This is a genomic window from Acinetobacter sp. AL9, from assembly GCF_041464035.1.
Lineage (GTDB): Bacteria > Pseudomonadota > Gammaproteobacteria > Pseudomonadales > Moraxellaceae > Acinetobacter > Acinetobacter towneri.
Map to the genome: position 1 here is coordinate 1 of NZ_JAYFSK010000028.1, position 22,382 is coordinate 22,382.

The window sequence follows — 22,382 nt, forward strand, 5'->3', positions numbered from 1 at the left end:
TCATGAGAAAGCCCATATAAATGGGTAATGTACAAGTTGCTGTAGAAGCATGTTTAATTCGTCTGATCACAGATACTTTATAAAGTATTTTAATACTTTTTTGAATCCGTCAATGCGTAAGTCCTAAGAGATATATTAAATGAAAAAGAGCGCCGTAGCACTCTTTTTTATTTAGTAAAATTTACTCACCCTTTGCTTTGGCATTGGCTTTTTTCTTTTTCACCTTGGTCTTTTTTTTGGCTTTGTCTTTCGGTTTAGCTTCCGACTTCGCTGAGGTTTTTTTACCGTAAGAGCTCGGTTTGCTTTTTGGCTTTTTCTTCGGCACAGGTTGCTCACCGTTTTCACTTAAAGTCGCCTTGCTTGGACGCTCAGAAAAAACTTCTTCAGTGGCTTCACGGCTGAACGGTTTTGCCACGCGCGGTGCGCGCATACGAATAGCACGACCTGCATGGGTGAGTTGCTGCATGAGCTCAAAATCAATTTTGCGATCTTCTAAATTGACAGCCGCGACTTTAATTTTAACTTCATCGCCCAAGCTAAAGCTTTGACCACGTGCTTGTCCAATTAGACTTTGGCTGGCTTGGTCAAATACAAAGAAGTCATCGCCCAACTGGCTGACATGAATCATGCCATCGACATAAAGGTCTTTGAGAGTAACAAATAAACCAAATTCGGCTACTGCAGAAATTACGCCCACAAATTCTTCACCCAAATGCTGCTGCATATAGTGGCATTTTAGCCATGTGGTGACAGAGCGTGAGGCTTCATCGGCACGACGTTCAGTTGCAGAATAATGTTCGCCTGCATCATCTAAAGCTGCGCCCGAAAGTGGTGATGGTTTTTGTTTTAAATGCGCTTTAATGGCACGATGCAACAATAGGTCAGGGTAGCGACGGATTGGTGAAGTGAAATGCGTGTAGGCATCGTAAGCTAAACCATAGTGACCTGAATTATTGGCGCCATAATAGGCTTGCATCATTGAGCGTAATAACACCGCGTGAATACTTGGTGCATCAATACGATCTTTAGTGGCTTCAATCACCGCTTGATAGTCGGCCTGAGTGGGTTGTTCTGGAAAATGTAGCCCAAGTAATTTGACAAAATCACGGACTTTTTGAATACGTGAAAACTCAGGTGGCTCATGCACACGGTACAGCATCGGCACATCATGTTTCAGTGCATATTCCGCTGCGGCAACGTTGGCGAGCAACATACATTCTTCAATCAGTTTATGCGCATCGTTACGGCTGCGCGGCAAAATTTCTTTAATTCCACCTAACTCATCAAAGGTCATGTAGGTTTCAATGGTTTCAAATTCCATGGCATGACGTTCGGCACGTAAGCCTTTCAGCACTTGATACAGTTGGAACAGGGTATTTAATGATTTGCGCATTTCCCGATCTTCAGGAATTGCCGCACTGTCACCCTCAAAATATTGTGCCACTTGGGTATAGGTTAAACGCGCTTTGGAATGCATGACCGAAGGATAAAACTCAAAACCTGTGACCCGACCTGCGCGTGACAGTTTTAAATCGCAGACCATACACAAACGGTCAACCTGCGGATTCAGCGAACATAAGCCATTCGATAAAGCTTCAGGCAACATCGGCAATACAAAATGCGGGAAATAGACTGAAGTCCCACGTTCCTGTGCTTCATCATCCAATGGTTTGCCTGTGCGGACATAATGGCTGACATCGGCAATCGCGACCACGACACGGTAGCCACCGCCTGGACGTTTTTCTGCGTACACCGCATCGTCAAAGTCGCGGGCATCTTCACCATCAATGGTCACTAAGGCTAAATCGCGTAAATCAACACGTCCTTCACGGTCTTGGGCAGTCGGTTCTTGAAAGCTTTCGGCTTCTTGAATGACCTCTTCAGGAAACTCATACGGCAGACCAAATTCTAAAATGGTTTGCGGAATAATAATTTCAGTATCGGCTTTGTCTGCCATCGACTGAATAATATGTCCTGTGGCAAATTCTTCGCGGGTTGGATAGTCGTCAATCGCAATGCGCACAGAATCGCCCAATTTAACTTGGGCATGTTCAATTAATTCTTTTTCAAGGGTAATGGGTTGATGGCTATTTGGCTGGGCAGGCTGAATAAAATATTCACCATCGTATTCTGACAATTTACCAATGATTTGTTTGACACGACGCTGGGTGACTTCGGTAATAAACCCCCATGCCTTGCCTTTACGATCTACCGATGTCTGGCGGACTTTGACTTGATCGCCATTAAACACCAAACGTAGTTCGCGTTCAGGCAATAAAATATCTTCATGACCTGCAATATTGGCTGTGCCTAAACCTTTACTGTTGATGTAAACCGTGGCGTCATGAGTCGGTTGTTCTGCAGCCAGCTGGAACTTGAATCCATCTTTCATGAGCTGACCATCACGTACCATGGCAATTAAACGATGGCTCAGGGCGTCAATACTTTTTTGATCGGCAATCGCAAAATGCTCTACCAAGTCTGCATGTGACTGTGCCGCTTGCAAGGTTTCAATGGTTTCTAAGATTAAGGTACGGCTTGGAATAGGATTTTCGTAGCGTTCGGCTTCAGCTTTCGCTTCAGGATCGACCCAATTTTTCATCATGGAATAAACTTCATGTCAGAAGATAGGTTTAGCATAAGTCATGTACGGAAAGACTGCACGTAAATGATTGCAATAATGTGTTTTCTGTCGTTATTTTACGATGTTTCTAGTTTTTGTGCAGCGATTGCCAAAAGTTCAGGCGTAATTCTGGTGATGAATCCTGAAAATTGTTTAAAAAATATTTAATTGAGCAAAAATATGCAAAAATTGTGGTATCGAAGCTTGCAGTGCTAGCACTTAATTTGTATTATGGCGGCACGTTACGGTGAGATGGGTGAGTGGCTGAAACCACGTCCCTGCTAAGGACGCATACGGGTAACTGTATCGAGGGTTCGAATCCCTCTCTCACCGCCACGCTTTACTTATGTCGCGCTCATAGCTCAGCTGGATAGAGCACTTGGCTACGAACTAAGGGGTCGGGAGTTCGAATCTCTCTGAGCGCACCAATAAGTAAACCGAACAGTAACGTATCGCCTAAATTGGCACACAAGTAATGCGCTCATAGCTCAGCTGGATAGAGCACTTGGCTACGAACTAAGGGGTCGGGAGTTCGAATCTCTCTGAGCGCACCAACTTGAACAATCAACCGCTTAAATGCGGTTTTTTTGTGCCTGAAATTTAGTAAACTCAAACAATAATCAGTTTATTAAAAAGAATAGCGTACTCATGGTTTTACGTTAAAATTCTTTTGAATCGTCCAATATCTGTGCATTTGATTGCAAAATGATGAATTAATACTTAACAGCCAGAAAAAAACACGTATAATGCACCCCATCAAGTCGTCGCGCTCATAGCTCAGCTGGATAGAGCACTTGGCTACGAACTAAGGGGTCGGGAGTTCGAATCTCTCTGAGCGCACCAACTTGAAATAAAAAACCGCACTTTTGATGCGGTTTTTTTGCATCTACACTATCTAAAAATGATGAAATTTCTGTGTCAAAAGCATGACCATTGTTTTACGTCTGGCTTTGAGCGAATAAACACGAAAAAAATAAGGAAAGTGCTCAATCTAGTGTAAGATTTAGCTCAATTTGAATGACTTGATGATGAGCTTATGTCTGACACGCAGCCAGCATTGTCTTTGCGCTATTTTTTAAATTTAGAAGAATCTCAAGACGGCTTTGCCCTTGCGACTTTTGGTAAAAAACAATTTACCCGTTTTATTACACCGTTGATTAGTGTGGCGATTATTGCTTGGGGCTTTTATTTGGGTTTCGATGGGGTAGGTCGCTATTATGTTGCACTCGGTGCTTTCTTTTTAATCTTGCAAACTTTAATGCGTTATTGGTTTTTGCCAATGATGTTTAAACGCCAGTTTGTAAAATACCAATTTGGAAAAAGCGAGCAAGGCATTGATTTATTTCAGGACTATGCCGAGCTGTATGCCAATGGTCGTAAACAGGTATTTCATTATAACGAGGTGCAAAATTTCGCTGTGGGTAAACTCACCTATATGCTGGAATTAAAAAATCGTACAGTGGTGATTGTACCGAAACGTGCATTTAATCTGCCTGCAGAACAAACGGTTTTTGAAAATACTTTTAAAAAGTAAGTTCTAATTTTCCCAATTTACGAGTTATTTGAGGATGATCATGAGTACACGTCCATCTAAAATTGTCTGTGTCGGTCGCAGTTATGCAGACCATGCCAAAGAATTAGGTAATGCTGTACCTGATCATCCTGTGTTATTTATTAAACCGCCAAGCAGTTTACGCAGTTTAAGTGATGGGATTACGTGGAATAAGGTCTGGGGCAATTGTCACTATGAATGTGAATTGAGTTTACGCATTGACCAGCCTTTAAATGCAGACACAGATCCTGCCAAAGTATTGGATGCTGTAGGTGCAGTGACTTTGGGCTTGGATTTAACTTTGCGTGAATTGCAGGATGAACTTAAGAAAAAAGGACAGCCGTGGGAACGAGCCAAAGCGTTTGACGGTTCTTGTGTGTTGGCAGATTGGGTGGATGTATCGGAAATTCAGGACTGGAAAAACGTGCAATATCGTTTGGACATTAATGATGAATTACGTCAGCAAGGCGATACCAGTTTATTGATTTTTGATATTGCGGCATTGTTGGCAGATATTAGCCAAGTATTTAGTTTAGAACCTGGTGATGTGGTAATGACTGGTACACCTGCAGGGGTGGCAGCATTACAGTCGGGCGATCAGTTGAAGATGACCTTACAAGGACGTACTCAGGCATTTGTCTGGACGACTTTTGTAAAATAAATAGTGGTGTAAACGGTGATGTCATCAAAAGATGAGTATCACCGTTTTGTACTTGCTTTTAAATCCAATGGTTATACTTTCAGTAAATGCTGAAATTTACTGCGTAATTTATTCAGTTTCGGTGGAATGGAAAAATTGCAGTAGCCCTGATTTGGATTTTTGGCAAAGAAATTCTGATGATAGTCTTCTGCAGGGTAAAATTCAGGTGCTGCACTGAGTTCAGTCACAACATTCACACCTTCAGCTTGTAAGGCTGCAATCATCTCGGCGGCAGCTTGTTGCTGTGTAGCATCTAAATAGTAAATTACAGAGCGGTATTGCGTGCCGACATCATTCCCTTGACGGTTTAATGTGGTTGGGTCGTGTGTCGCAAAAAACACGTCCAGTAATTGTGAATAACTGATTTGCTGTTCATCAAAATCAATCAAAATGACTTCGGCATGTCCGCTGTCACCACGGCAAATATCATCATAGCTTGGGTTTAATGTCTGCCCACCCGCATAGCCATTGGTGACCTTCTCTACACCTTGCAGTTGTAAAAACACGGCTTCAACACACCAAAAACATCCGCCACCAAACAATGCTTGTTGCATGATTTTGTCCTTATATTTTATGAATGAGTCGTGTGAAGCCCGTTGATTTATTAACGGGCTTAAGCTTTAACGGGCAGCAGTTGCTGTGGCAAACTGAATCAGTAAATTTCCATGACGGTCTAGCAATTTCAGGGTTTTGCCATAAACCTGATAATGCGTCACTTTATTTAGAGCTTCATGGAATTTTTGATCCAGATTATTGTTGTTTAGACAAGCCATTCGTGTAGTCGCCAACTGACCGAGTTGTAAGGTGTCACGCCCTGCGACATAGCTACCACTTAAACGATTACAGCTATCTGAACCTGTAACGCTTTGTGTTGCTGCATCAAATTGTAACTGCGGTAAATTCTGAGTTACTGAGCTGCTGAGCATGGTATTGCCCAATTGTGTTGCAGTCCAAGTGCGCTGAGCTAAGTTGGCCTGATTGATTGCCGTGATTTGGCTGGCGCTGGTTTGGGTTGGCATATTTTCACATCCAGAGAAGAGTATGACTGAAGCAAATATTGCGATACCAAAAGATTTTTTGAACATGGGATGCTCACTTATTTTTAGGAAATTGTTGCTATCTAAACAAATTATGCATGATTGCTCTAGTTGAATTTGTAGCTTTGCTGCAATTTTGTTGAGTATACTTGGCATTCTATGGTTGTGCTGATGTTAGCAGAACCAAATGACCAAAATAGGTCAAGGCATTACTTTGGTTTGATAGGTCGGGTAGTGATAGGTGGTTGCCTGCTTTGGCACAGCATCAAGCTGTACACCTTCGCGAATCAGACTGGAAAAGTCCTGACTGTGGATATCTTTTAAGTTTTCCACACGTGGATTAATATGCGCCTGTTGATACCAAGTTGGCATATCCCAGCGATGATCTAATGCCTGTAAGTCGTACAGATAATTAGGTAAATAGCCCGAAGCAAACAGACGGTAGTCGGCAGGGAAGCGCTTTTGGGATACGGCCTGAATCATATCAAACAACAGTGTGGTGCAATTACTGGTCAAAGTGTTGTACCAACGTGGCTTAGCTGCCAAAGCATCGGCTTTACGCAGATATTCCTGAAACAAAGCCTGCGCTTCTTGAGGGTTCATCTGAATTGGGAAAAAGTAAACTTGCTCACCCCGAATATTACTGCGGGTGTAGATAATATCTTTTTCATCGGCAGCGACTAGACTCAGTTCATATTGTCGAAAAAAGCCACCAATTGCAGAAAACTCTTCGTGTTTTTCTTTACGAATTTCAATGGAAAAAGTCAGAGGTGCTTGATTTTCAAAGTCGAAGCTGACAAGGGTGTGGGCAATTTTAGGTCCCATCCAATATGAAGTGATAATATTCACCCCAGTAATCTGTTTGAGATTAAATTGGCGGGTTTCCCAGTGTTCGGTATAGCTGCCATCGGCATGCCAGTCAAAATTACGGACATTGTGCAGCGTGACCTGATCTTGTACTTGTTCATAATGCAGCATACGGGCTACTTCAGGGTTCCAGTCACGGTCTTGCTTGGCATCCATCCCAAAATACCAAAACAGCCCCAAGGTAAAACCCAAAAGATAAACCAAAATATCCTGATTGCGACTGAGCAAATGCTGAGTGATATAAATGCCCAAAATGCTGAGGGTGAAGGCTAGCCAAGTCCCAATCAGCACACGGCTCATTAACCAACCCAAAGGCTGATGAATCCACAAGGCCATACTGAGCCAAATAGAAGAAAGAACGACACCTAAACTGAAGATGAAATGCAGCATCCGCCATTCCTGAGGCAAAGTTAAATTCCGTTTAAGTCATCATAATCAAATATTGCCAAGGCTGTCAGCATTATTTTTGATAGCGGGCAAACTCAAAGGCAATCCCTGATTTTTCATCGACATGCTGTTCTGAGGCCACTTTTTTAAACTCGGCAGGAATGGCAGGATAATGCGCATCTCCCTGAACATCTAGTTCAATATGCGTCAGTTCCAAACGGTCAGCAATCGGCATAGTTTGGCTAAAAATTTCACCACCACCAATAATAAATAAAGTGTTTGGTTTTTCTGAGGCTTGAACATCGGCAACGGCTTGTTGCAAGGCATCTTCAATGCTATGCGCCACTTTTGTGCCTTCAAATGCCCAGTTTGGGTCGCGGGTAATCACCCAATTGACACGTTTAGGCAGGGTGCGTCCCATCGACTCCAAGGTTTTGCGTCCCATAATCACCACGCCACCTTGGGTGATTTCTTTGAAGTGTTTTAAGTCTGCCGAAATATGCCACGGCAATTGGTTACCCTGACCAATGCAGCGTTGTTGATCCATAGCGACTACGTGTACAACTTCTAAATTTTGAAATGACATAATTAGGCTCGTATTTTCTTAGTCTGCCAAGCATCTTTTGGGGACGTTGGGGCAATTTAAATGTTGAGATGATAAATCTATCAACAGGCAATTAAACAGCGACAGGTGCTTTAATTGCAGGATGTGACTCATAGCCTACAATTTCAATATCTTCAAATTTAAAATCGAAAATATCTTTGATTTCAGGATTGAGTTTTAACTGACATAACGCCAGTGGTTCACGGCTTAGCTGTAACTGTGCCTGTTCAAAGTGGTTGGCATATAAATGCGTATCGCCACCTGTCCAGACAAAATCTCCGACTTCTAAATCACAGACTTGCGCGATCATGTGGGTCAGTAAAGCATAGCTGGCAATATTAAAAGGTACGCCTAAAAACACATCGGCACTGCGTTGATATAACTGGCATGAGAGTTTGCCGTTGTGCACAAAAAACTGGAATAAAGTATGGCAAGGCGGTAAAGCCACTTGTCCTGCTTCTTTCGGGTTCCAGCCTGACACGATTAAACGACGTGAATTTGGATTGGTTTTAATTTCATTGATTAACCATGCAATTTGGTCAAAACCATCTTGCTCATACAGACCATCGGCTGTTTGTGTTGCGCCAAAATTGCGCCATTGGTGTCCATACACTGGGCCAAGTTCACCTTCAGGACGACCAAAGCGCGCGGTTTGTTCTGCGGTAGACCATTCATCCCAAATACTGACTTTATGTTCTTGTAGATATTTGACGTTGGTATCGCCTTTTAAAAACCATAACAGCTCAATCACGATAGAACGGAAATGTACTTTTTTGGTGGTCAGTAGTGGAAAACCTTGCGCAAGGTTAAAACGCATTTGATGCCCAAACACTGAACGCGTGCCTGTTCCGGTACGGTCACCTTTGTCGCCACCATGGTCAAGAATATGTTGGAGTAGGTCTAAATACTGGCGCATAGCGTTCTCTGGTCAAGCAAAAGTGAATATTTTTTGTTTGGGCGATTCGATGCCCAGTAAATCAGAAAGAATAATAGCAGAGTTTTTTAAGTTGTGACTTTATTGTGTGTCGGAAGCGTGATGTTGATGCAGTAAAGCCAACGGCGAAAACAGGCAAATAGCCAAAGCAGTAAAGCCCATGCCTTGTGCGCCCGACAGTAAGATTTCACCGTGTTGAATCTGCATAAAAATCAGTGCGAGTAACAACGCTAGCGGAATCCAAGTCAATAGTCGTGCCAACCAGCCTGTAGGATGTTGCGCAGTAAAATGGATTTTGCAGTAACGACAAATTAAAAAAACAAGACCTGCAGCCAGAAACATTAAAATCGCATCGAGCTTTAAGGGTTCTAAGAGATATAAAGCTGCAGTGACCAGCGTGATCAGCATCAGCAGGGCAATTTTCTTTGTGACTGTAATCTGTGAGTTAAACCAAAATTCAAGCATTTGCAGTCTTCAATTGTTTAAACGAACATTTAGAATTTTTACTTTAGCACAAAAAAGGCGAAGATTGACTTCGCCTGAATGGATGAAACCTGCATTTAAATGGGTAGTAGCTTAGCTGTTTTTTGCGGCCCCCAATCATAAATTTTCTTTTGATAGGCATACCACATCATCCAGAAACCGACCAAAATCATTGGTAAGCTCAGGAATTGTCCCTTACTCATCCATGCAATAAAGAGCTGACCATGATCGGGTTCGCGGAAAAATTCGACAACAAAGCGCGCCAAACCATAACCAATCAGGAATAGGGCAGACACTGCCATGCGTGGACGTGGCTTTGAACTAAACCACCACAGTACAATAAACAAGATTAGACCTTCACATAAGGCTTGATACAATTGCGATGGATGACGTACCAATTGTAAAGGATCGGTCGGGAAAATCATCCCCAAAGCAAAATTCGGATCGGTCACAGGGCGACCATATAATTCACCACCAATAAAGTTACCAATACGACCAAACATTAGACCTGTAGGTACACATGGGGCAATAAAATCCAAAGTTTGAAACCACGTCATTTTGTATTTTTTACACCAGAACAGCATGGCTAAAATCACGCCCAGAAAGCCGCCATGGAAACTCATGCCGCCTGTCCAGACTTGGAATAACCACAGTGGATTTTCCAAAAATTGTTCAAAGCCGTAGAAAAACACATAACCGACACGTCCACCAATCACCACGCCCAAAGCGCCGTAAAAGATCAGGTCGGAAACCATGTCTGGTGTCCAGCCACGTTGTTTGGCACGGTAAGTTGCCAAACCCCATGCAAATAAAAATGCCAGTAAATACATCAAGCCATACCAATGGACTTGTAAAGGCCCGAGCGAAATAGCAACGGGGTCAATATTTGGATAGGTGAGCATTCCTGTTCCTTGTGATTCTGTTTTGCACAGATTTTAGCTGAATGTGATGAAAAATGTTGTACATTCAATGTGTAAAGATCAAGAGTTTAAATTATGTGTATTGTGGCATTGGCTTGGCAGGTCTTGACAGACACACCACTGTGTTTGATTTCAAATCGAGATGAGTTCTATCGGCGTCCGACAGCAGCACTGGCAGCATGGTCTGATAGTCCAATTGTTGCAGGGCAAGATTTAGAATCGGGCGGTACGTGGATGGGCATTACCCCATCGGGACGCTGGGCTGTGATTACCAATTATCGTGATGCGAATGATGTTCGTGAATATCCAACTTCACGTGGGCATATTATTCAGGCTTTTTTAGAATCTGAGCAAACGCCTATCCGTTTTGCGCAAGTCTTAGAAAAACAGCAATGTGAATATGCAGGTTTTAATTTATTTGTGGGCGATACCACTCAAGCGGTGTATATGAGTAACCGTGGAGAAGCGCCGCAGGTTTTAGCCAAAGGCGTTTATGTGGTGTCGAATGGATTGATGAGTGACCCTTGGGAAAAAACTGCACGTTTACGCAAACGCTTTACGCAGGAGTTTTTACCGATGCTGCAATTGCCTGATCTTGCAACGGCAGAGCTAAATGCTGCGGCGTGGGATATTTTACAAGATGAACGCAAGGTTGCATTTGAACGGTTACCGCAAACAGGGATTTCATTGGAGATGGAAGCGTTGTTGTCATCGACTTTTATTCAAAGTCCACTGTACGGTACACGTTGCTCCAATTTTTTACGTATGCAGGCGCAGCAATTTATATGGTTGGAAAAAACACAATATGGTGAGCAAAAAGGAAATATTGTGCAGCAACAGTTGAACATTGAGGCATAAAAAATGCCGACGAGGTGTCGGCATTTTTTTGATTGCTTAGGTTTAGCCTAAAACAACACCACCATCTTTACGAGTAATTACTGCGAGTGCAGAACGCGGTAAAGCTTTTGAACTTGGGTTGGTTTGGCTATCAGGCCAGTGGCTGTTATAGCCATCTTTACGATTACCATTTTCACCAGGGTGTTGGATACTGACGAAGAATGTTTTCAAGTCAGGTGTAAACGCAACCCCTGTAATTTCAGCTTCAAGTGGTCCAGTTAAGAAACGCGCCAAGTTATTTGTAGTTGGCTTCGCGCCAATGTGTGTCGTAACAGCACCAACTTGTTGAGATGCACCATCACCAACTTGACCAGGTAGTGCAACTAACATCATACAGTTAGTGCGTTTTAAATAAGCACCATCATCTGTTTGAATCCACATTACACCGCGAGGGTCAAATACCAAACCATCTGGGCTTGAGAAGTCATTCTCTGCAGTTAAGCCAGACAAGTTTGCAGCTGCAAGGTCGAATGGTGCACCAAATGCGTAGACATCCCATTGGAATTTCAATGCAGCGTGGTTGCCATTGTCTTCTCTCCAGCGGATAACATGGCCATTCGGGTTACCGTCTAGCTTGCCATCGCCATTGTTATCATAGTCACGTGGGTTTGCTGGATCAGTTTTACCACCGCGGTTTGCTGCATTACTGTTGGTTAAGGTTAAATAAACTTCACCAGTGATCGGGCTTGCATTGACCCATTCTGGGCGATCCATTTTGGTTGCACCAACACTGTCTGCTGCAAGACGGGTAAACACCATTACATCTGCTTGGCTGCTGAAAGGATATTTGGTATTACTTGAATTTAAACCGTTGATACCGTAAGTAAGCTCTACCCACTCACCTAAACCATATGCTTCTGTACCATTTGCGCTAAATTTAGCAACGTATAATGTACCTTCATCTAAGTATTTTGTACCTGCTTTTAAGCCACCGTTTGCATCAGCAGGGTTCCAGACAGCTTTTGATACGAATTTATAAACGTACTCACCACGAGCATCATCACCCATATACAGTACAACAGGTTTGCCTGCTTCTACTGGAGCATAGCCACAGTTTTCATGTGCAAAGCGACCTAATGCTGTACGTTTAACAGCACGTGAAGTTGGGTCAAAAGGATCAACCTCGACAATCCAACCAAAGGTATTGAGTGCATTGCGGTAGTCATCAAGTGCAGTTGCACCAATACTACTTACATCCCAGCGTGAGAATTCATCTGGAATGATTTGCTCTTCTAGTGCAGGAGTATGCCATAGATAGTCAAAACCTGTGCTCCCTGCTTTTTGCCCATAACGACTTAAAGCAAAATCGGTGTGTGCAGGAACTTTAGCAGCATCGTCTGTGCGACGTGCAAAAACACCAGTAAAGTTTTCTTCAACGGTTAAATAAGTTCCCCATGGTGATGGACCACTACCGCATTGGTTGTTGATCCCGCGGGTTGTTTTTCCTGTAGGGTCAAACTTAGTTTTTAATAAATCATGACCTGCTGCTGGACCGCTGAAATCTACCTCTGTTGCACTGGTAAAACGACGGTTAAACTTAGAATCTTTGACTAACTCAAATGTAGCAAGGTCTTTTTTACGTTTAACTTCATAAACGCCTACACCATGTGCATTTACTTCACGGCGTACGTCGTCTGACAAACGTTGATTTTCATAAATCTTATCTACAGGGTTGGCAATTTTGCGTGTATACCCACCAAGTAAGTGTAAACGTTCTACTTCTACATATTCATGGTTAATCACCAATAAACCATGATCAGAAACAGTGTTGTCTAATTTGCCATCTTTTAAGCCATAGAACCATAAACCATCATGGTTATCGCCTACACGAAGTTCAAAAGATTCACCAGCACGTTGTTGAGTATCACTCCAATCAGATAAACCACTAATTAAAGGCATGCCCACTGGTAGGAAGGCTTCAACTTGATACTGTTCAGGTACAACAACCTGATCTTTTTTACTATGCGGTACTGGAGTGAAATTAATTGTTTCAGGTGCTTTTAGCTCTGGTTGTTTTGTAGGCGGGGTAATAATTGGATCATCATTCTCATCTGAACAGCCAACTAAACCCGCTCCCCCCAACATCATGGCGGCAGTCATGCCAATGCCACCGCGCACTACACTACGACGGCTTACGCGTGCATTTAAAATTTCTTGAAAATGTGGGTTATCTGATGTATTTGAATCTTCCACATGCTCAATTAACTGATTTTCTAAATTCATTTTTATTCCTAGCAATTTTGCAGAACGTTGTTAAAGCTATGCACATGCTAGAGTTCAGTTGTGACATTCGGGTGAACTAATCATGACAGTATCGTTATATTTGATAAAGAAATTGATCTAACTAATTGTAATAAATGATAAATAGTTTGTATTTTGTTGGTAAAAGTGTAGCGCTGACCCCTAAAAAGATCAGCAAGATTTAATTTGTTTTTTTAATAAAATACGACCTAAAAGTATGCCCAATTCAAATAATAACCACATGGGAATGGCAAGCATTAACATGCTAAGTGCATCTGGTGGTGTAACAAACATGGCAATAAAAAAACAACCAACAATAATATAGCGTCGCTTTGTAACCAAAGATTCAATCGTAACGATATGCGCTAAAATTAGCATGACGGTGGCAACTGGTATCTCAAAGGTAATACCAAACACTAAAAATAGTTTTAAACAAAAACTCAAATAACTGTTGATATCTGTCATAGGTGCGACAGAATCAGGAGAGGCTTGCATAAAAAAGGTCAGCACTGCGGGTAAAGTAATAAAGTAAGCAAAAGCAATGCCTGCATAAAATAATACGATACTCGAAAATAAAATAGGCAGTGCGATCTTTTTTTCTGTTTTATACAGTGCTGGCGCTAAAAATTGCCAAATTTGATACAAAATAAATGGCATGGCAATAATGAAAGCCACATAAAAATTCAGTTTAAAGGGTGCCATAAAAGTTGCAGTAACGTCTGTTGCAATCATGGTTGCATGTTCAGGTAAGCGTCCGCGTAACGGAGAGGACAGCATTTCATACAGTTGATTTGCAAAAGGCAACATCATAAAGAAGAGAGCAATAATCAGCCCGACACATTTAATTAGACGGCGACGTAACTCAATTAAATGTACGGTAAAAGGAAGTTGTTCAAGCGCTTCATTTTCTTCAGATGTGGTTTGATTGAATTGTTCAGTTTGATTGGTGGTACTGGTCATGTTGTGACGACCTTTTGCTCTTGTTTTTGTAAAGGATTTTCAGATACTAGCTGTGTTTCTGTAGTCAGATATGGTACTTCTTTAGCTTGAGTACAAGGTTTAGCCTGAGCCGCATTGGATTCAGCTGCACGCTGTTCAGGATTTTTCAGCTTGGTTTGGTCTTCAGGTGCTTTGATTTCGGGTGATATTGCTTTTTCGAGTTCTTGATGTTGTTGATTAACTTCTTGCTGAATTTGATCCAATTGAGCCTGCATATTTTTTTCAATATCTTTAAAGCGGGCAATTTCTTTTTGCATTGTTTCTCTAATTTCAGTGATTTCTAGTTCACGCTCAATATCCCGCTGGACATTAGTAATCAGCATTTTAATTTGACGATACCACTTAATGACAGAGCGAATTGCTGTCGGTAATTTATCTGGTCCTAAAACGATGACTGCAATGATAGAAAAAACCAGCAGTTCGCTCATGCCAAGATTTAACATGATTTATCCTCAAGCATGATCAATTCAAAATGTTAGCTTTTGATATGGCTTTTAGAATCAGTTGTTACATCACTGCTATTGGCTTGATGTTCAATCGTACGAGGTTCTTTCAGTTGCGCCGCTTCTGCCTCATCATCTTTTATTGATTTTTTAAAATCTTTGACCGCGCCACCTACATCTTTACCTAAGTTTTTAAGCTTAGATGTACCAAATAATAAAATGACCACAATTGCAAAAATCAGCACGTGCCAAATAGATAATCCTGCCATGATTTAGACCTCTCAATAGTTGAGCCTATCTCAACAGGTCTGTATGACAATGCGGTGACGAATGTGTTGCGATTTGACGACAAGGGATGTTTGACCTGATTTGTAAAGCTTGAAAATAAAACAGCCCGTGTTTGAAAACGGGCTGTAAGATCAATCACATCTGTTAAATCTAAGCTTGTAAACTTGCTTTAAACAGTTGCATCGCCTGACCACGGTGACTGATTTTATTCTTTTCTGCTTTCGACATTTCTGCGCTCGACACTCCCAATTCAGGCAACCAAAAGAGCGGGTCATAGCCAAAACCATTTTCACCACGAGCTTCTGCTAAAATCTCGCCTTTCCAAATACCTTGGAAAATTTGTGGTAATGGATCATCGGCATGTTCAACCAAAGCCAAAACACAAACAAACATACCTTCAATTGCTGCGCCGTCTTGACGTAGTGGTTTGAGTTTATTCAAAAGTTTTTCATTGTTGGCTGCATCATTGCCATGTTCGCCTGCAAAACGTGCAGAATAAATCCCCGGTGCGCCGCCTAAAATAGGCACACATAAACCAGAGTCATCTGCAATGGCAGGCTTTCCTGAAATTTTTGCGGCATGGCGTGCTTTTAAAATGGCATTTTCAACAAAGCTCAAACCATCTTCAACAGCATCTTCAATATTTAGTTGACCTTGCGGAATCACTTGCACAGGCAAGTCTAATTGCGCAAACAGGGTTTCAAATTCTGCAATTTTTCCCTTGTTATTGCTTGCTAAAACCAAAGTACCTTGAGCACGCCAATCAGTTGCAGCCATAATTCAGATCTTAATTCAAAATAATCTTGGATATTTTAACGGATTTTGCAGACTTAAAAGTTTAATCTTAGATAGATTTGTTTTAATACATACCAATTATGCTGAGATATAAAAAAATAGGGGAATCATGATGAGCAAAATTTCAGAGATCTACCGTTATTCGAGTCAGCACCGTACATTATTGCAGCAAAGTGAGCGTTCTGGCTGTTTTTACTGTCTGGAAACTTTTGCTTATAGCGAAATTGAAGATTGGTGTGATGATGAGCAAACCGCAATTTGTCCGCATTGTGGTATAGATGCGGTATTAGGTTCTGCTGCAGTAGAAGAATTCAGTCCTGAACTGCTACAGGCCATGCAGGCAGTTTATTTCGGATAAAACAAAAAGCACCCGAAGGTGCTTTGAGATCACTTCAAACGTAGTTAAATTTATTGCGCTTGAATCCATTGGTCTGCGCGGTCACGTGCTTGACGAATTTGTTCTTGAGTTAAGTTAGCTGCCAAAGCGGTTTTCTTACCTTCAGACAAAGAAATTACTTTATTGTCGAGCATGCCATCACGGGTAGATAACTCATACCACTGATACGCACCCATATAGTTTTTCTTTTGTTCTTCCATCATGGCAAGGTTAAAGCTGGCACGGTTATCACCACGGCTAGCCGCCTTTTCAAAATATTGACGTGCTAAGACTTCGTCTTTTTTCGTGCCAATACCATCTGCCAACATACGACCTACATTTAATTGCGCAGCCGATAAACCTTGATCTGCCGCAGCTTTGTACCAAGCAAACGCTTGACGGCTGTCTTGTTGAACGTCTTTACCTTGTTGATATTTTGTCGCTAAGTAAAATTGTGCGCCTGCCTGACCTGCTTTGGCTGCTTTAATCAAGCCATTAATATCCATGGTTGAATATTGAGCCGCTTGGCTCGCTACAGAAGATGATGGTGAAACATAATCTGCATGGGCTTGAATGCTCAACAGTCCAACCAATAGCGTGGTGCTTAATAATAGTTTTTTCATAGAGCGCTCACTCGATAAATTGCGACTTCACCAAACAAATTAGGCAGATGCTTACTGAGTAAACTATCTTGTTGATTCCCATTCACGGCAAGTCGGTTAATGATGCGAATATTATTTTCGGCACAAAGTGCCTCAAAATCACGAAACGTACACAAATGAATATTTGGGGTGTTGTACCACATATAAGGTAATGCATCTGAAACAGGCATTTTCCCTTTTAAGGCAAGAAAAGAGCGAGTCTTCCAATGCGCAAAGTTCGGAAAGGTAATAATTGCCTGTTTACCCACACGTACCATATCTCTTAATAATACGTCAGGTGCATCTACTGCTTGCAAGGCTTGTGCCATGACCACATAGTCAAAAGACTGGTCTGCAAAACGGCTAAGCCCCAAATTCAAGTCTTGTTGGATGATATTTAACCCGCGACTGATCGCAATTGCAATCTTTTCTTGATCAATTTCTAATCCGTATGCACGAATATTATGCTGTTTGCTCATGTGTGCCAACAGTTCACCATCGCCACAACCCAAATCGAGTACTTTAGAATTGGGTTTAATCCACTTTTCGGCAAGTTGCTGATCAAGACGCATTACACGGCCTCCTGTGGGGTTGCTTGAAGATGTTCTGTTCCGCCCAAGAATGCACGCATGGCTTTCACGTACAGTGGAATTGGGAACAAGAACGAGTCGTGTCCTTGTTCGGCATCAATATCTAAATAGCTGACAGGTTTATGATTGCTAATTAGCGCATCCACAATTTCCTGCGAACGCTCAGGGCTAAAGCGCCAGTCGGTGGTAAATGACACCACTAAAAACTTGCATTTTGTATTCGCCATGGCTTTTTGTAAGGATTGCTCGTATTCACGTGCAGGATCAAAATAATCGAGTGCCTTGGTCATAATTAAATAAGTATTGGCATCGAAGTTACGGCTAAATTGCTCGCCTTGATAGCGTAAATAGCTTTCGACCTGAAATTCGACATCAAAACCATACATAAATTTGCCTGATTTTAAGTCACGACCAAATTTCTGTTTCATGGCCTCTTCAGACAAATAGGTGATATGTCCGACCATGCGTGCCAAAATCAATCCACGTTTTGGATAGCTGTCATGTTCCAAATAACGCCCATGATGAAAATCTGGGTCAGATAAAATGGACTGACGTGCGACTTCGTTAAAGGCAATATTTTGTGCAGACAGTTTTGGTGCACTGGCAATAATCACGCATTTTTTCAGACGGTCAGGATAATCTACCGACCACTGCAAGGCCTGCATACCACCCAAAGAGCCGCCAATAATCGAATACCAGACCTCAATGCCTAAACGATCAGACAGCATGGCTTGGGTTTTTACCCAATCTCGCACCGTAACTAACGGGAAGTCTGGGCCATAAGGACGGTTGTCATTTTCAGGGTTAGGCGATGTGGGGCCAGTAGAACCGTTACAGCCGCCAATATTGTTTAGCGCCACCACAAAGAAACGACTGGTATCAATGGCTTTTCCAGGGCCAATACAGGCATCCCACCAACCTGCTTTTTTATCATCGGCATGATGATAACCCGCAGCATGGTGATGCCCTGATAGTGCATGACAGATCAGAATCGCATTGGATTTATCGGCATTGAGCGTGCCGTAGGTTTCGACCATCAGTTCGAAGCGGGGTAGAACACGGCCACATTCGAGCTCTAGGGGTTCTTCAAATTGGAACTTTTCTGGAACAACAATGCCTACTGAGTCAGCTGGAAAAGACACGGGAATAATTCGCCTTAAATCCTGAGGATGAATAAACAAAAGGATACCACTTGGGGTATCCTTTTCAAAATGCTTTTATGCGTTTGCAGCGCTTTAAACTGCGGCAGCAACCACTTGATCCGTGCTTAATACACCTTGCTCAATCAAGCGATTTGTACAAGCAATGATCGCATCAATTGATGAAGTCACAATGTTGTCATGAACCCCTGCACCAAAGGCAGATTTACCTGTGCCTTTCACTTGCAATTCAATTAAAGCCAACGCTTTTGCATGTGCACCCGAGCTAATGCTGCGCTCTTCGTAGTTCAAGACATCAATTGGCAATTGCAATGCGTTTAAAATCGCTGAAATTGGGCCATTGCCTTCGCCACGTAAGTGCTGCGTTTCACCATTTACTACAACATCTAGTTCAATGACCTGATTGCCATTTTCATCAGACAATTTGTAGTTTTGTGTTGCATATTGTGCATCTTTTACCGCAACGTAAGTTTCTTTAAACAAGTTCCAAATTTCGCTTGCGCTAATTTCTGTACCTTGTTCATCGGTACGTTGTTGCACAATTTGCGAGAATTCGATTTGTAAACGACGCGGCAAAGTCACGTTGTAGTTCGATTCTAACAAGTAAGCAATACCGCCTTTACCCGATTGTGAGTTGACACGAATCACTGCGTCATAGTCACGACCTAAATCTTTCGGGTCAATTGGCAAGTAAGGCATATCCCAAATTTCTTCATTTTTCTGGAACTCAAAACCTTTCTTAATTGCGTCTTGGTGTGAACCAGAGAATGCAGTAAAGACTAAGTCACCTGCGTACGGATGACGAGGGTGTACTGGCAAGCCTGTGCATTCTTCAACTGTTGCAATAATTTCGTTGATGTTTGAGAAATCCAACTCTGGTGCAACACCTTGGGTGTACATGTTCAACGCAATCGCAGCAACGTCTACGTTACCTGTGCGCTCACCGTTACCAAATACACAACCTTCTACACGGTCTGCACCCGCCATGATGGCCAATTCAGAAGCGGCAATACCACAACCACGGTCATTGTGACAGTGTACTGAAATGATCACACCATCACGACGCTCAATATTGCGGTGCATCCATTCAACTTGGTCTGCATACACGTTTGGTGTAGACACTTCCACTGTTGCAGGCAAGTTTAAAATGACTTTATTGGTTGGCGATGCTTCCCAAATTTCAGTTACCGCATCACAAACATCTTTAGCCACTTCTAACTCAGTTGCAGTGAAACATTCTGGGCTGTACTGGAATACCCACTCAGTTTCAGGCTGTTTTGCTGCATATTCTTTTACTTTGGTTGCAGCGTTGATGGCCAATTGTTTGGCACCCGCAACATCTACATTCAAGACTTTTTGGCGGAAGGTAGGCGAGTTGGCATTATAAATATGCACAATTGCACGTTTTGCACCTTGTAAAGATTCAAAAGTACGTGCGATTAAATGGTCACGTGCTTGTACCAATACTTCAATATATACGTCATCTGGAATATGACCTTCTTCAATCAATTTACGCGTGAAATCGAAGTCAACTTGAGATGCCGATGGGAAACCAATTTCGATGTGTTTAAAACCAATTTTCACAAGCATTTGGAACATTTTGAATTTTTGTTCAATGTTCATTGGCTCAAAGATCGCTTGGTTACCGTCACGTAGGTCGGTACTCATCCAGATTGGCGCTTTGGTAATTTCGTTATTTGGCCATTGGCGGTCTGGTAAGTCGACACGCTGGTACATACGACGGTATTTTTTGCTTGGATCTGCCAACATCATGTGAAAACTCCTTGAATAGTAGCGGTTGCATCGGTCGTGGATAACGGCAACTTACTATAAATATAGATTGTGTCTATTCTATCAATTTACAAGCTATTTTCAGGAGACTATCGCTAAAAGTCGAATCATGGCACTTGTAAACCAATATCTGTATGTTAATGGATCTGCAAGGGTAATAATTCCCTGTTTTTTACAAATATAGCCATACCTGTGAAAATTTTTTCTGTTATTTGTTTTATTTCTGATAAATATAACTGTTGTTAATCTGTTCAATGCTGCTTGTTCCCATAAGTGCCATGCTCACTTCAAATTCTTCTTTTAAGAGCTTGATGCTATGCGCTGCCCCTAATGCACCAGCAACTGCCAAGCCATAAATATATGGCCGTCCAATTAATACTGCATTTGCCCCTAGGGCTAATGCTTTAAAAATATCTGTGCCACGGCGGATACCACTGTCCAATAGAATAGGGAAATCGTGCGGTAAAATTTTTCGGATAGTACTTAAAACTTGAATTGGACTGACTGCGGTATCTAAAACTCGACCACCATGATTAGACACAATAATACCGTGTGCTCCGTACTGATATGCCTGCTGCGCATCGGCAGGATGTAAAATACCTTTGAGTAAAATAGGCAGTGGACTGTGTTGTAGCAACCAAGCAATATCTTCCCATGTGGCAGCCTGCTGCATCAATCCATCAAAAAGAGGGTGCTGATTTTCCTTAAGCGGAGTGGTATTTACAGATGATTGATATACCGCCCGAATATGTGCAGGCAATTGAAAAGCAGCGCGACGTTCCCGATCTCGAATGCCCATGTGCGGTGCATCAACCGTGAGTACAATGGCTTGATAGGCATAGTGTTGCGCTTGAAAAATCAAATCCAAAGCAGCTTTACGACTGCCTTGCCAATACAGTTGAAACCATTTTGCCGCGCCCGAAACCTGATTCAGTGTGCTCATTGAAGTGGTACTTAAATGACTGAGAATCATGGGGGCTTGTAGGGCGGCTGCCGCTTGCGCTGTAGCAATTTCCCCCTGTGGATGAAACAGTTGTTGGTAAGCCACGGGCGCTAAAAAAATTGGGTGTGGATACTGTTCGCCCAAGAGCTGAATTTGCGTATTTGCCCCTGCAAAAGTATTTAAATGACGGGGCAATAATTGAATATCGGCAAACGCACGTAAATTGTTGTTCAGACTATATTCATCGCCTGCAGCGCCTTCTAAATTGGCCCAAGTGGCTGCATCTAAATGTAATTGCGCCTGTTTTTGATAGTCGGCAATGGTGTGTAAATGTGGCGGGATGTGATTCAAAGCTGCCAATGGCGTGGTATTCATAACTGACTCCATTGACGAATCAGATTGTGATAGTGCGCAGTCAGGGACAATACTTCTGCTGTATCTCCAAGTTGTTGACGCAATTGCAAAATAGTCATATCTAAATTGAACAACATACTGCGTTGCCAGTCATCTTTGACCATACTTTGACACCATGTAAATGCTGCAATTCTTTGACCTGCGGTGACAGGTTCGACTCTATGTAAACTGGTGGCAGGGTATACGATGGCATCGCCTGCATTGAGTTTAACCGCATGGCTACCGTAACTATCTTCAATGATCAGTTCACCGCCCTGATATTCTTCAGGCTCACTTAAAAATAGGGTCATGGATACATCGGTGCGAATCGGGCGTCGTACTTGTGCACAATATTGCACGGCATTATCGACATGATTGCCATAAGTTCCTGTGTTTTGATAACAATTGAACATGGGTTGCAGAATGTGCAGCGGCAAGGCAAAGGACTGCAATAAAGCCTGTTGTTTTAGTGCACTGAGGATGTCTTGTGACAGAGTTACATAGCTCGGATGCTGCAGGTCAAATTGTAAATTCTGTTTAATTTTCTGTGCTTGTGCGCCTGCACTGAATTGACCATTTTGCCATGCAGCTGCAGTGTCCAATTCAGCGCGAATCTGTTGGACTTGCACTTTGCTAAGAACTTCTGGAATGTGAAGCATCATATTGATTCTTCCTGTGAAAGTTATAATTCAAAAAATTGAATACTCGACATTATGGT

23 protein-coding genes and 4 tRNA genes are annotated in these 22,382 nt (G+C 42.3%); 8 read left to right on the forward strand and 19 right to left on the reverse strand.

All coding sequences use genetic code 11. The annotated features are described in order from the left end of the window. Positions 1 to 181 precede the first annotated feature (181 nt). On the reverse strand, positions 182 to 2,605 hold the full coding sequence (gene rnr / locus ACEO2X_RS07995) for a ribonuclease R (protein ID WP_371971581.1): 2,424 nt from the start codon (positions 2,603 to 2,605) through the stop codon (positions 182 to 184). Positions 2,606 to 2,869: 264 nt separating this feature from the next. On the opposite strand from rnr, the gene ACEO2X_RS08000 reads away from it, so the two are divergent. The 6 genes from ACEO2X_RS08000 to ACEO2X_RS08025 all read left to right on the forward strand — a co-directional run bounded on the left by ACEO2X_RS08000 (position 2,870) and on the right by ACEO2X_RS08025 (position 4,836). Next, positions 2,870 to 2,959, forward strand: a tRNA-Ser gene (locus ACEO2X_RS08000). Positions 2,960 to 2,974: 15 nt separating this feature from the next. After that, a tRNA-Arg gene (locus ACEO2X_RS08005) sits at positions 2,975 to 3,051 on the forward strand. 49 nt (positions 3,052 to 3,100) lie between these two features. After that, positions 3,101 to 3,177, forward strand: a tRNA-Arg gene (locus tag ACEO2X_RS08010). A 212-nt stretch (positions 3,178 to 3,389) separates the two neighbouring features. Next, positions 3,390 to 3,466: transfer RNA gene (locus ACEO2X_RS08015), tRNA-Arg, on the forward strand. A gap of 193 nt (positions 3,467 to 3,659) precedes the next feature. Further along, the gene (locus ACEO2X_RS08020) at positions 3,660 to 4,157 is read left to right on the forward strand and encodes a YcxB family protein (RefSeq protein ID WP_096901373.1); all 498 of its coding nucleotides are present in this window, start codon (positions 3,660 to 3,662) and stop codon (positions 4,155 to 4,157) included. 40 nt (positions 4,158 to 4,197) lie between these two features. After that, a complete protein-coding gene (locus tag ACEO2X_RS08025; RefSeq protein ID WP_096901374.1) occupies positions 4,198 to 4,836 on the forward strand; it encodes a fumarylacetoacetate hydrolase family protein in 639 nt (212 codons plus the stop codon). Between the two features lie 71 nt (positions 4,837 to 4,907). On the opposite strand, the gene msrA is transcribed toward ACEO2X_RS08025, so the two are convergent. The 7 genes from msrA to lgt form a co-directional block, all read right to left on the reverse strand. Further along, positions 4,908 to 5,429, reverse strand: coding sequence for a peptide-methionine (S)-S-oxide reductase MsrA (gene msrA, locus ACEO2X_RS08030; RefSeq protein ID WP_371971583.1), 522 nt, complete (start codon positions 5,427 to 5,429; stop codon positions 4,908 to 4,910). A gap of 66 nt (positions 5,430 to 5,495) precedes the next feature. Next, positions 5,496 to 5,960, reverse strand: a complete 465-nt coding sequence (locus ACEO2X_RS08035; protein ID WP_371971585.1) for an META domain-containing protein — start codon at positions 5,958 to 5,960, stop codon at positions 5,496 to 5,498. 153 nt (positions 5,961 to 6,113) lie between these two features. Further along, the gene (locus ACEO2X_RS08040; RefSeq protein WP_371971587.1) at positions 6,114 to 7,169 is read right to left on the reverse strand and encodes a DUF4105 domain-containing protein; all 1,056 of its coding nucleotides are present in this window, start codon (positions 7,167 to 7,169) and stop codon (positions 6,114 to 6,116) included. A gap of 70 nt (positions 7,170 to 7,239) precedes the next feature. Then, positions 7,240 to 7,752 carry a dihydrofolate reductase gene (locus tag ACEO2X_RS08045; RefSeq protein WP_004974792.1) on the reverse strand — a complete coding sequence of 171 codons (513 nt, stop codon included), beginning with the start codon at positions 7,750 to 7,752 and terminating at the stop codon, positions 7,240 to 7,242. A gap of 91 nt (positions 7,753 to 7,843) precedes the next feature. Then, positions 7,844 to 8,686 carry a thymidylate synthase gene (thyA, locus tag ACEO2X_RS08050; RefSeq protein ID WP_371971590.1) on the reverse strand — a complete coding sequence of 281 codons (843 nt, stop codon included), beginning with the start codon at positions 8,684 to 8,686 and terminating at the stop codon, positions 7,844 to 7,846. A 99-nt stretch (positions 8,687 to 8,785) separates the two neighbouring features. Further along, on the reverse strand, positions 8,786 to 9,169 hold the full coding sequence (locus ACEO2X_RS08055; protein WP_180072696.1) for an AzlD domain-containing protein: 384 nt from the start codon (positions 9,167 to 9,169) through the stop codon (positions 8,786 to 8,788). Positions 9,170 to 9,264: 95 nt separating this feature from the next. Then, positions 9,265 to 10,089, reverse strand: a complete 825-nt coding sequence (lgt, locus tag ACEO2X_RS08060; protein ID WP_371971593.1) for a prolipoprotein diacylglyceryl transferase — start codon at positions 10,087 to 10,089, stop codon at positions 9,265 to 9,267. A 93-nt stretch (positions 10,090 to 10,182) separates the two neighbouring features. Between lgt and ACEO2X_RS08065 the strand changes: the two genes are divergently transcribed. Continuing rightward, complete coding sequence (locus ACEO2X_RS08065; protein WP_371971594.1) at positions 10,183 to 10,965, forward strand: NRDE family protein; 783 nt, start codon at positions 10,183 to 10,185, stop codon at positions 10,963 to 10,965. Positions 10,966 to 11,007: 42 nt separating this feature from the next. Here ACEO2X_RS08065 and ACEO2X_RS08070 read toward each other — a convergent pair whose 3' ends face one another. The 5 genes from ACEO2X_RS08070 to rdgB all read right to left on the reverse strand — a co-directional run bounded on the left by ACEO2X_RS08070 (position 11,008) and on the right by rdgB (position 15,752). Beyond that, a complete protein-coding gene (locus ACEO2X_RS08070) occupies positions 11,008 to 13,227 on the reverse strand; it encodes a PhoX family phosphatase (protein ID WP_371971595.1) in 2,220 nt (739 codons plus the stop codon). 189 nt (positions 13,228 to 13,416) lie between these two features. Beyond that, positions 13,417 to 14,205: a twin-arginine translocase subunit TatC gene (gene tatC / locus ACEO2X_RS08075; protein WP_178866887.1), complete on the reverse strand. Its 789-nt coding sequence runs from the start codon at positions 14,203 to 14,205 to the stop codon at positions 13,417 to 13,419. Then, on the reverse strand, positions 14,202 to 14,687 hold the full coding sequence (gene tatB, locus ACEO2X_RS08080; protein ID WP_371971597.1) for a Sec-independent protein translocase protein TatB: 486 nt from the start codon (positions 14,685 to 14,687) through the stop codon (positions 14,202 to 14,204). The genes tatC and tatB overlap by 4 nt, the downstream gene beginning before the upstream one ends. A 32-nt stretch (positions 14,688 to 14,719) precedes the next feature. Continuing rightward, entirely contained in the window at positions 14,720 to 14,956 is a 237-nt protein-coding gene (gene tatA / locus ACEO2X_RS08085; RefSeq protein WP_253106435.1) for a Sec-independent protein translocase subunit TatA, read from the reverse strand. Between the two features lie 169 nt (positions 14,957 to 15,125). Then, positions 15,126 to 15,752: an RdgB/HAM1 family non-canonical purine NTP pyrophosphatase gene (gene rdgB, locus ACEO2X_RS08090; RefSeq protein ID WP_004974822.1), complete on the reverse strand. Its 627-nt coding sequence runs from the start codon at positions 15,750 to 15,752 to the stop codon at positions 15,126 to 15,128. Between the two features lie 130 nt (positions 15,753 to 15,882). Between rdgB and ACEO2X_RS08095 the strand changes: the two genes are divergently transcribed. Then, positions 15,883 to 16,128, forward strand: coding sequence for a cytoplasmic protein (locus tag ACEO2X_RS08095; protein WP_225530414.1), 246 nt, complete (start codon positions 15,883 to 15,885; stop codon positions 16,126 to 16,128). A 50-nt stretch (positions 16,129 to 16,178) separates the two neighbouring features. On the opposite strand, the gene ACEO2X_RS08100 is transcribed toward ACEO2X_RS08095, so the two are convergent. The 6 genes from ACEO2X_RS08100 to ACEO2X_RS08125 all read right to left on the reverse strand — a co-directional run bounded on the left by ACEO2X_RS08100 (position 16,179) and on the right by ACEO2X_RS08125 (position 22,326). Next, a complete protein-coding gene (locus tag ACEO2X_RS08100; protein ID WP_070153255.1) occupies positions 16,179 to 16,769 on the reverse strand; it encodes a tetratricopeptide repeat protein in 591 nt (196 codons plus the stop codon). Continuing rightward, a complete protein-coding gene (gene metW / locus ACEO2X_RS08105; RefSeq protein ID WP_004974832.1) occupies positions 16,766 to 17,359 on the reverse strand; it encodes a methionine biosynthesis protein MetW in 594 nt (197 codons plus the stop codon). The genes ACEO2X_RS08100 and metW overlap by 4 nt, the downstream gene beginning before the upstream one ends. Then, positions 17,359 to 18,519 carry a homoserine O-acetyltransferase gene (locus ACEO2X_RS08110; protein WP_004974835.1) on the reverse strand — a complete coding sequence of 387 codons (1,161 nt, stop codon included), beginning with the start codon at positions 18,517 to 18,519 and terminating at the stop codon, positions 17,359 to 17,361. Before ACEO2X_RS08110 ends, metW begins: the two co-directional genes overlap by 1 nt. 93 nt (positions 18,520 to 18,612) lie before the next feature. Beyond that, on the reverse strand, positions 18,613 to 20,310 hold the full coding sequence (gene leuA / locus ACEO2X_RS08115) for a 2-isopropylmalate synthase (RefSeq protein WP_104852560.1): 1,698 nt from the start codon (positions 20,308 to 20,310) through the stop codon (positions 18,613 to 18,615). 235 nt (positions 20,311 to 20,545) lie between these two features. After that, positions 20,546 to 21,646, reverse strand: coding sequence for an alpha-hydroxy acid oxidase (locus ACEO2X_RS08120; protein WP_371971600.1), 1,101 nt, complete (start codon positions 21,644 to 21,646; stop codon positions 20,546 to 20,548). Continuing rightward, positions 21,643 to 22,326 (reverse strand): Fe2+-dependent dioxygenase, encoded by a 684-nt coding sequence (locus ACEO2X_RS08125; RefSeq protein ID WP_179989946.1) that lies wholly within the window; start codon positions 22,324 to 22,326, stop codon positions 21,643 to 21,645. The genes ACEO2X_RS08120 and ACEO2X_RS08125 overlap by 4 nt, the downstream gene beginning before the upstream one ends. Between the last annotated feature and the right edge of the window lie 56 nt (positions 22,327 to 22,382).

What these genes read in the sequence shown, in the direction of transcription:
- msrA (WP_371971583.1), bottom strand. Translation starts at nt 5,429, where the DNA reads ATGCAACAAGCATTGTTTGGTGGCGGATGTTTTTGGTGTGTTGAAGCC.
- lgt (WP_371971593.1), bottom strand. Translation starts at nt 10,089, where the DNA reads ATGCTCACCTATCCAAATATTGACCCCGTTGCTATTTCGCTCGGGCCT.
- ACEO2X_RS08070 (WP_371971595.1), bottom strand. Translation starts at nt 13,227, where the DNA reads ATGAATTTAGAAAATCAGTTAATTGAGCATGTGGAAGATTCAAATACA.
- rdgB (WP_004974822.1), bottom strand. Translation starts at nt 15,752, where the DNA reads ATGGCTGCAACTGATTGGCGTGCTCAAGGTACTTTGGTTTTAGCAAGC.
- tatB (WP_371971597.1), bottom strand. Translation starts at nt 14,687, where the DNA reads ATGTTAAATCTTGGCATGAGCGAACTGCTGGTTTTTTCTATCATTGCA.
- tatC (WP_178866887.1), bottom strand. Translation starts at nt 14,205, where the DNA reads ATGACCAGTACCACCAATCAAACTGAACAATTCAATCAAACCACATCT.
- ACEO2X_RS08020 (WP_096901373.1), top strand. Translation starts at nt 3,660, where the DNA reads ATGTCTGACACGCAGCCAGCATTGTCTTTGCGCTATTTTTTAAATTTA.
- ACEO2X_RS08035 (WP_371971585.1), bottom strand. Translation starts at nt 5,960, where the DNA reads ATGTTCAAAAAATCTTTTGGTATCGCAATATTTGCTTCAGTCATACTC.
- ACEO2X_RS08040 (WP_371971587.1), bottom strand. Translation starts at nt 7,169, where the DNA reads ATGCTGCATTTCATCTTCAGTTTAGGTGTCGTTCTTTCTTCTATTTGG.
- ACEO2X_RS08100 (WP_070153255.1), bottom strand. Translation starts at nt 16,769, where the DNA reads ATGAAAAAACTATTATTAAGCACCACGCTATTGGTTGGACTGTTGAGC.
- ACEO2X_RS08125 (WP_179989946.1), bottom strand. Translation starts at nt 22,326, where the DNA reads ATGATGCTTCACATTCCAGAAGTTCTTAGCAAAGTGCAAGTCCAACAG.
- ACEO2X_RS08120 (WP_371971600.1), bottom strand. Translation starts at nt 21,646, where the DNA reads ATGAATACCACGCCATTGGCAGCTTTGAATCACATCCCGCCACATTTA.
- metW (WP_004974832.1), bottom strand. Translation starts at nt 17,359, where the DNA reads ATGCGTCTTGATCAGCAACTTGCCGAAAAGTGGATTAAACCCAATTCT.
- leuA (WP_104852560.1), bottom strand. Translation starts at nt 20,310, where the DNA reads ATGATGTTGGCAGATCCAAGCAAAAAATACCGTCGTATGTACCAGCGT.
- thyA (WP_371971590.1), bottom strand. Translation starts at nt 8,686, where the DNA reads ATGCGCCAGTATTTAGACCTACTCCAACATATTCTTGACCATGGTGGC.
- ACEO2X_RS08045 (WP_004974792.1), bottom strand. Translation starts at nt 7,752, where the DNA reads ATGTCATTTCAAAATTTAGAAGTTGTACACGTAGTCGCTATGGATCAA.
- ACEO2X_RS08025 (WP_096901374.1), top strand. Translation starts at nt 4,198, where the DNA reads ATGAGTACACGTCCATCTAAAATTGTCTGTGTCGGTCGCAGTTATGCA.
- ACEO2X_RS08055 (WP_180072696.1), bottom strand. Translation starts at nt 9,169, where the DNA reads ATGCTTGAATTTTGGTTTAACTCACAGATTACAGTCACAAAGAAAATT.
- rnr (WP_371971581.1), bottom strand. Translation starts at nt 2,605, where the DNA reads ATGATGAAAAATTGGGTCGATCCTGAAGCGAAAGCTGAAGCCGAACGC.
- tatA (WP_253106435.1), bottom strand. Translation starts at nt 14,956, where the DNA reads ATGGCAGGATTATCTATTTGGCACGTGCTGATTTTTGCAATTGTGGTC.
- ACEO2X_RS08065 (WP_371971594.1), top strand. Translation starts at nt 10,183, where the DNA reads ATGTGTATTGTGGCATTGGCTTGGCAGGTCTTGACAGACACACCACTG.
- ACEO2X_RS08095 (WP_225530414.1), top strand. Translation starts at nt 15,883, where the DNA reads ATGAGCAAAATTTCAGAGATCTACCGTTATTCGAGTCAGCACCGTACA.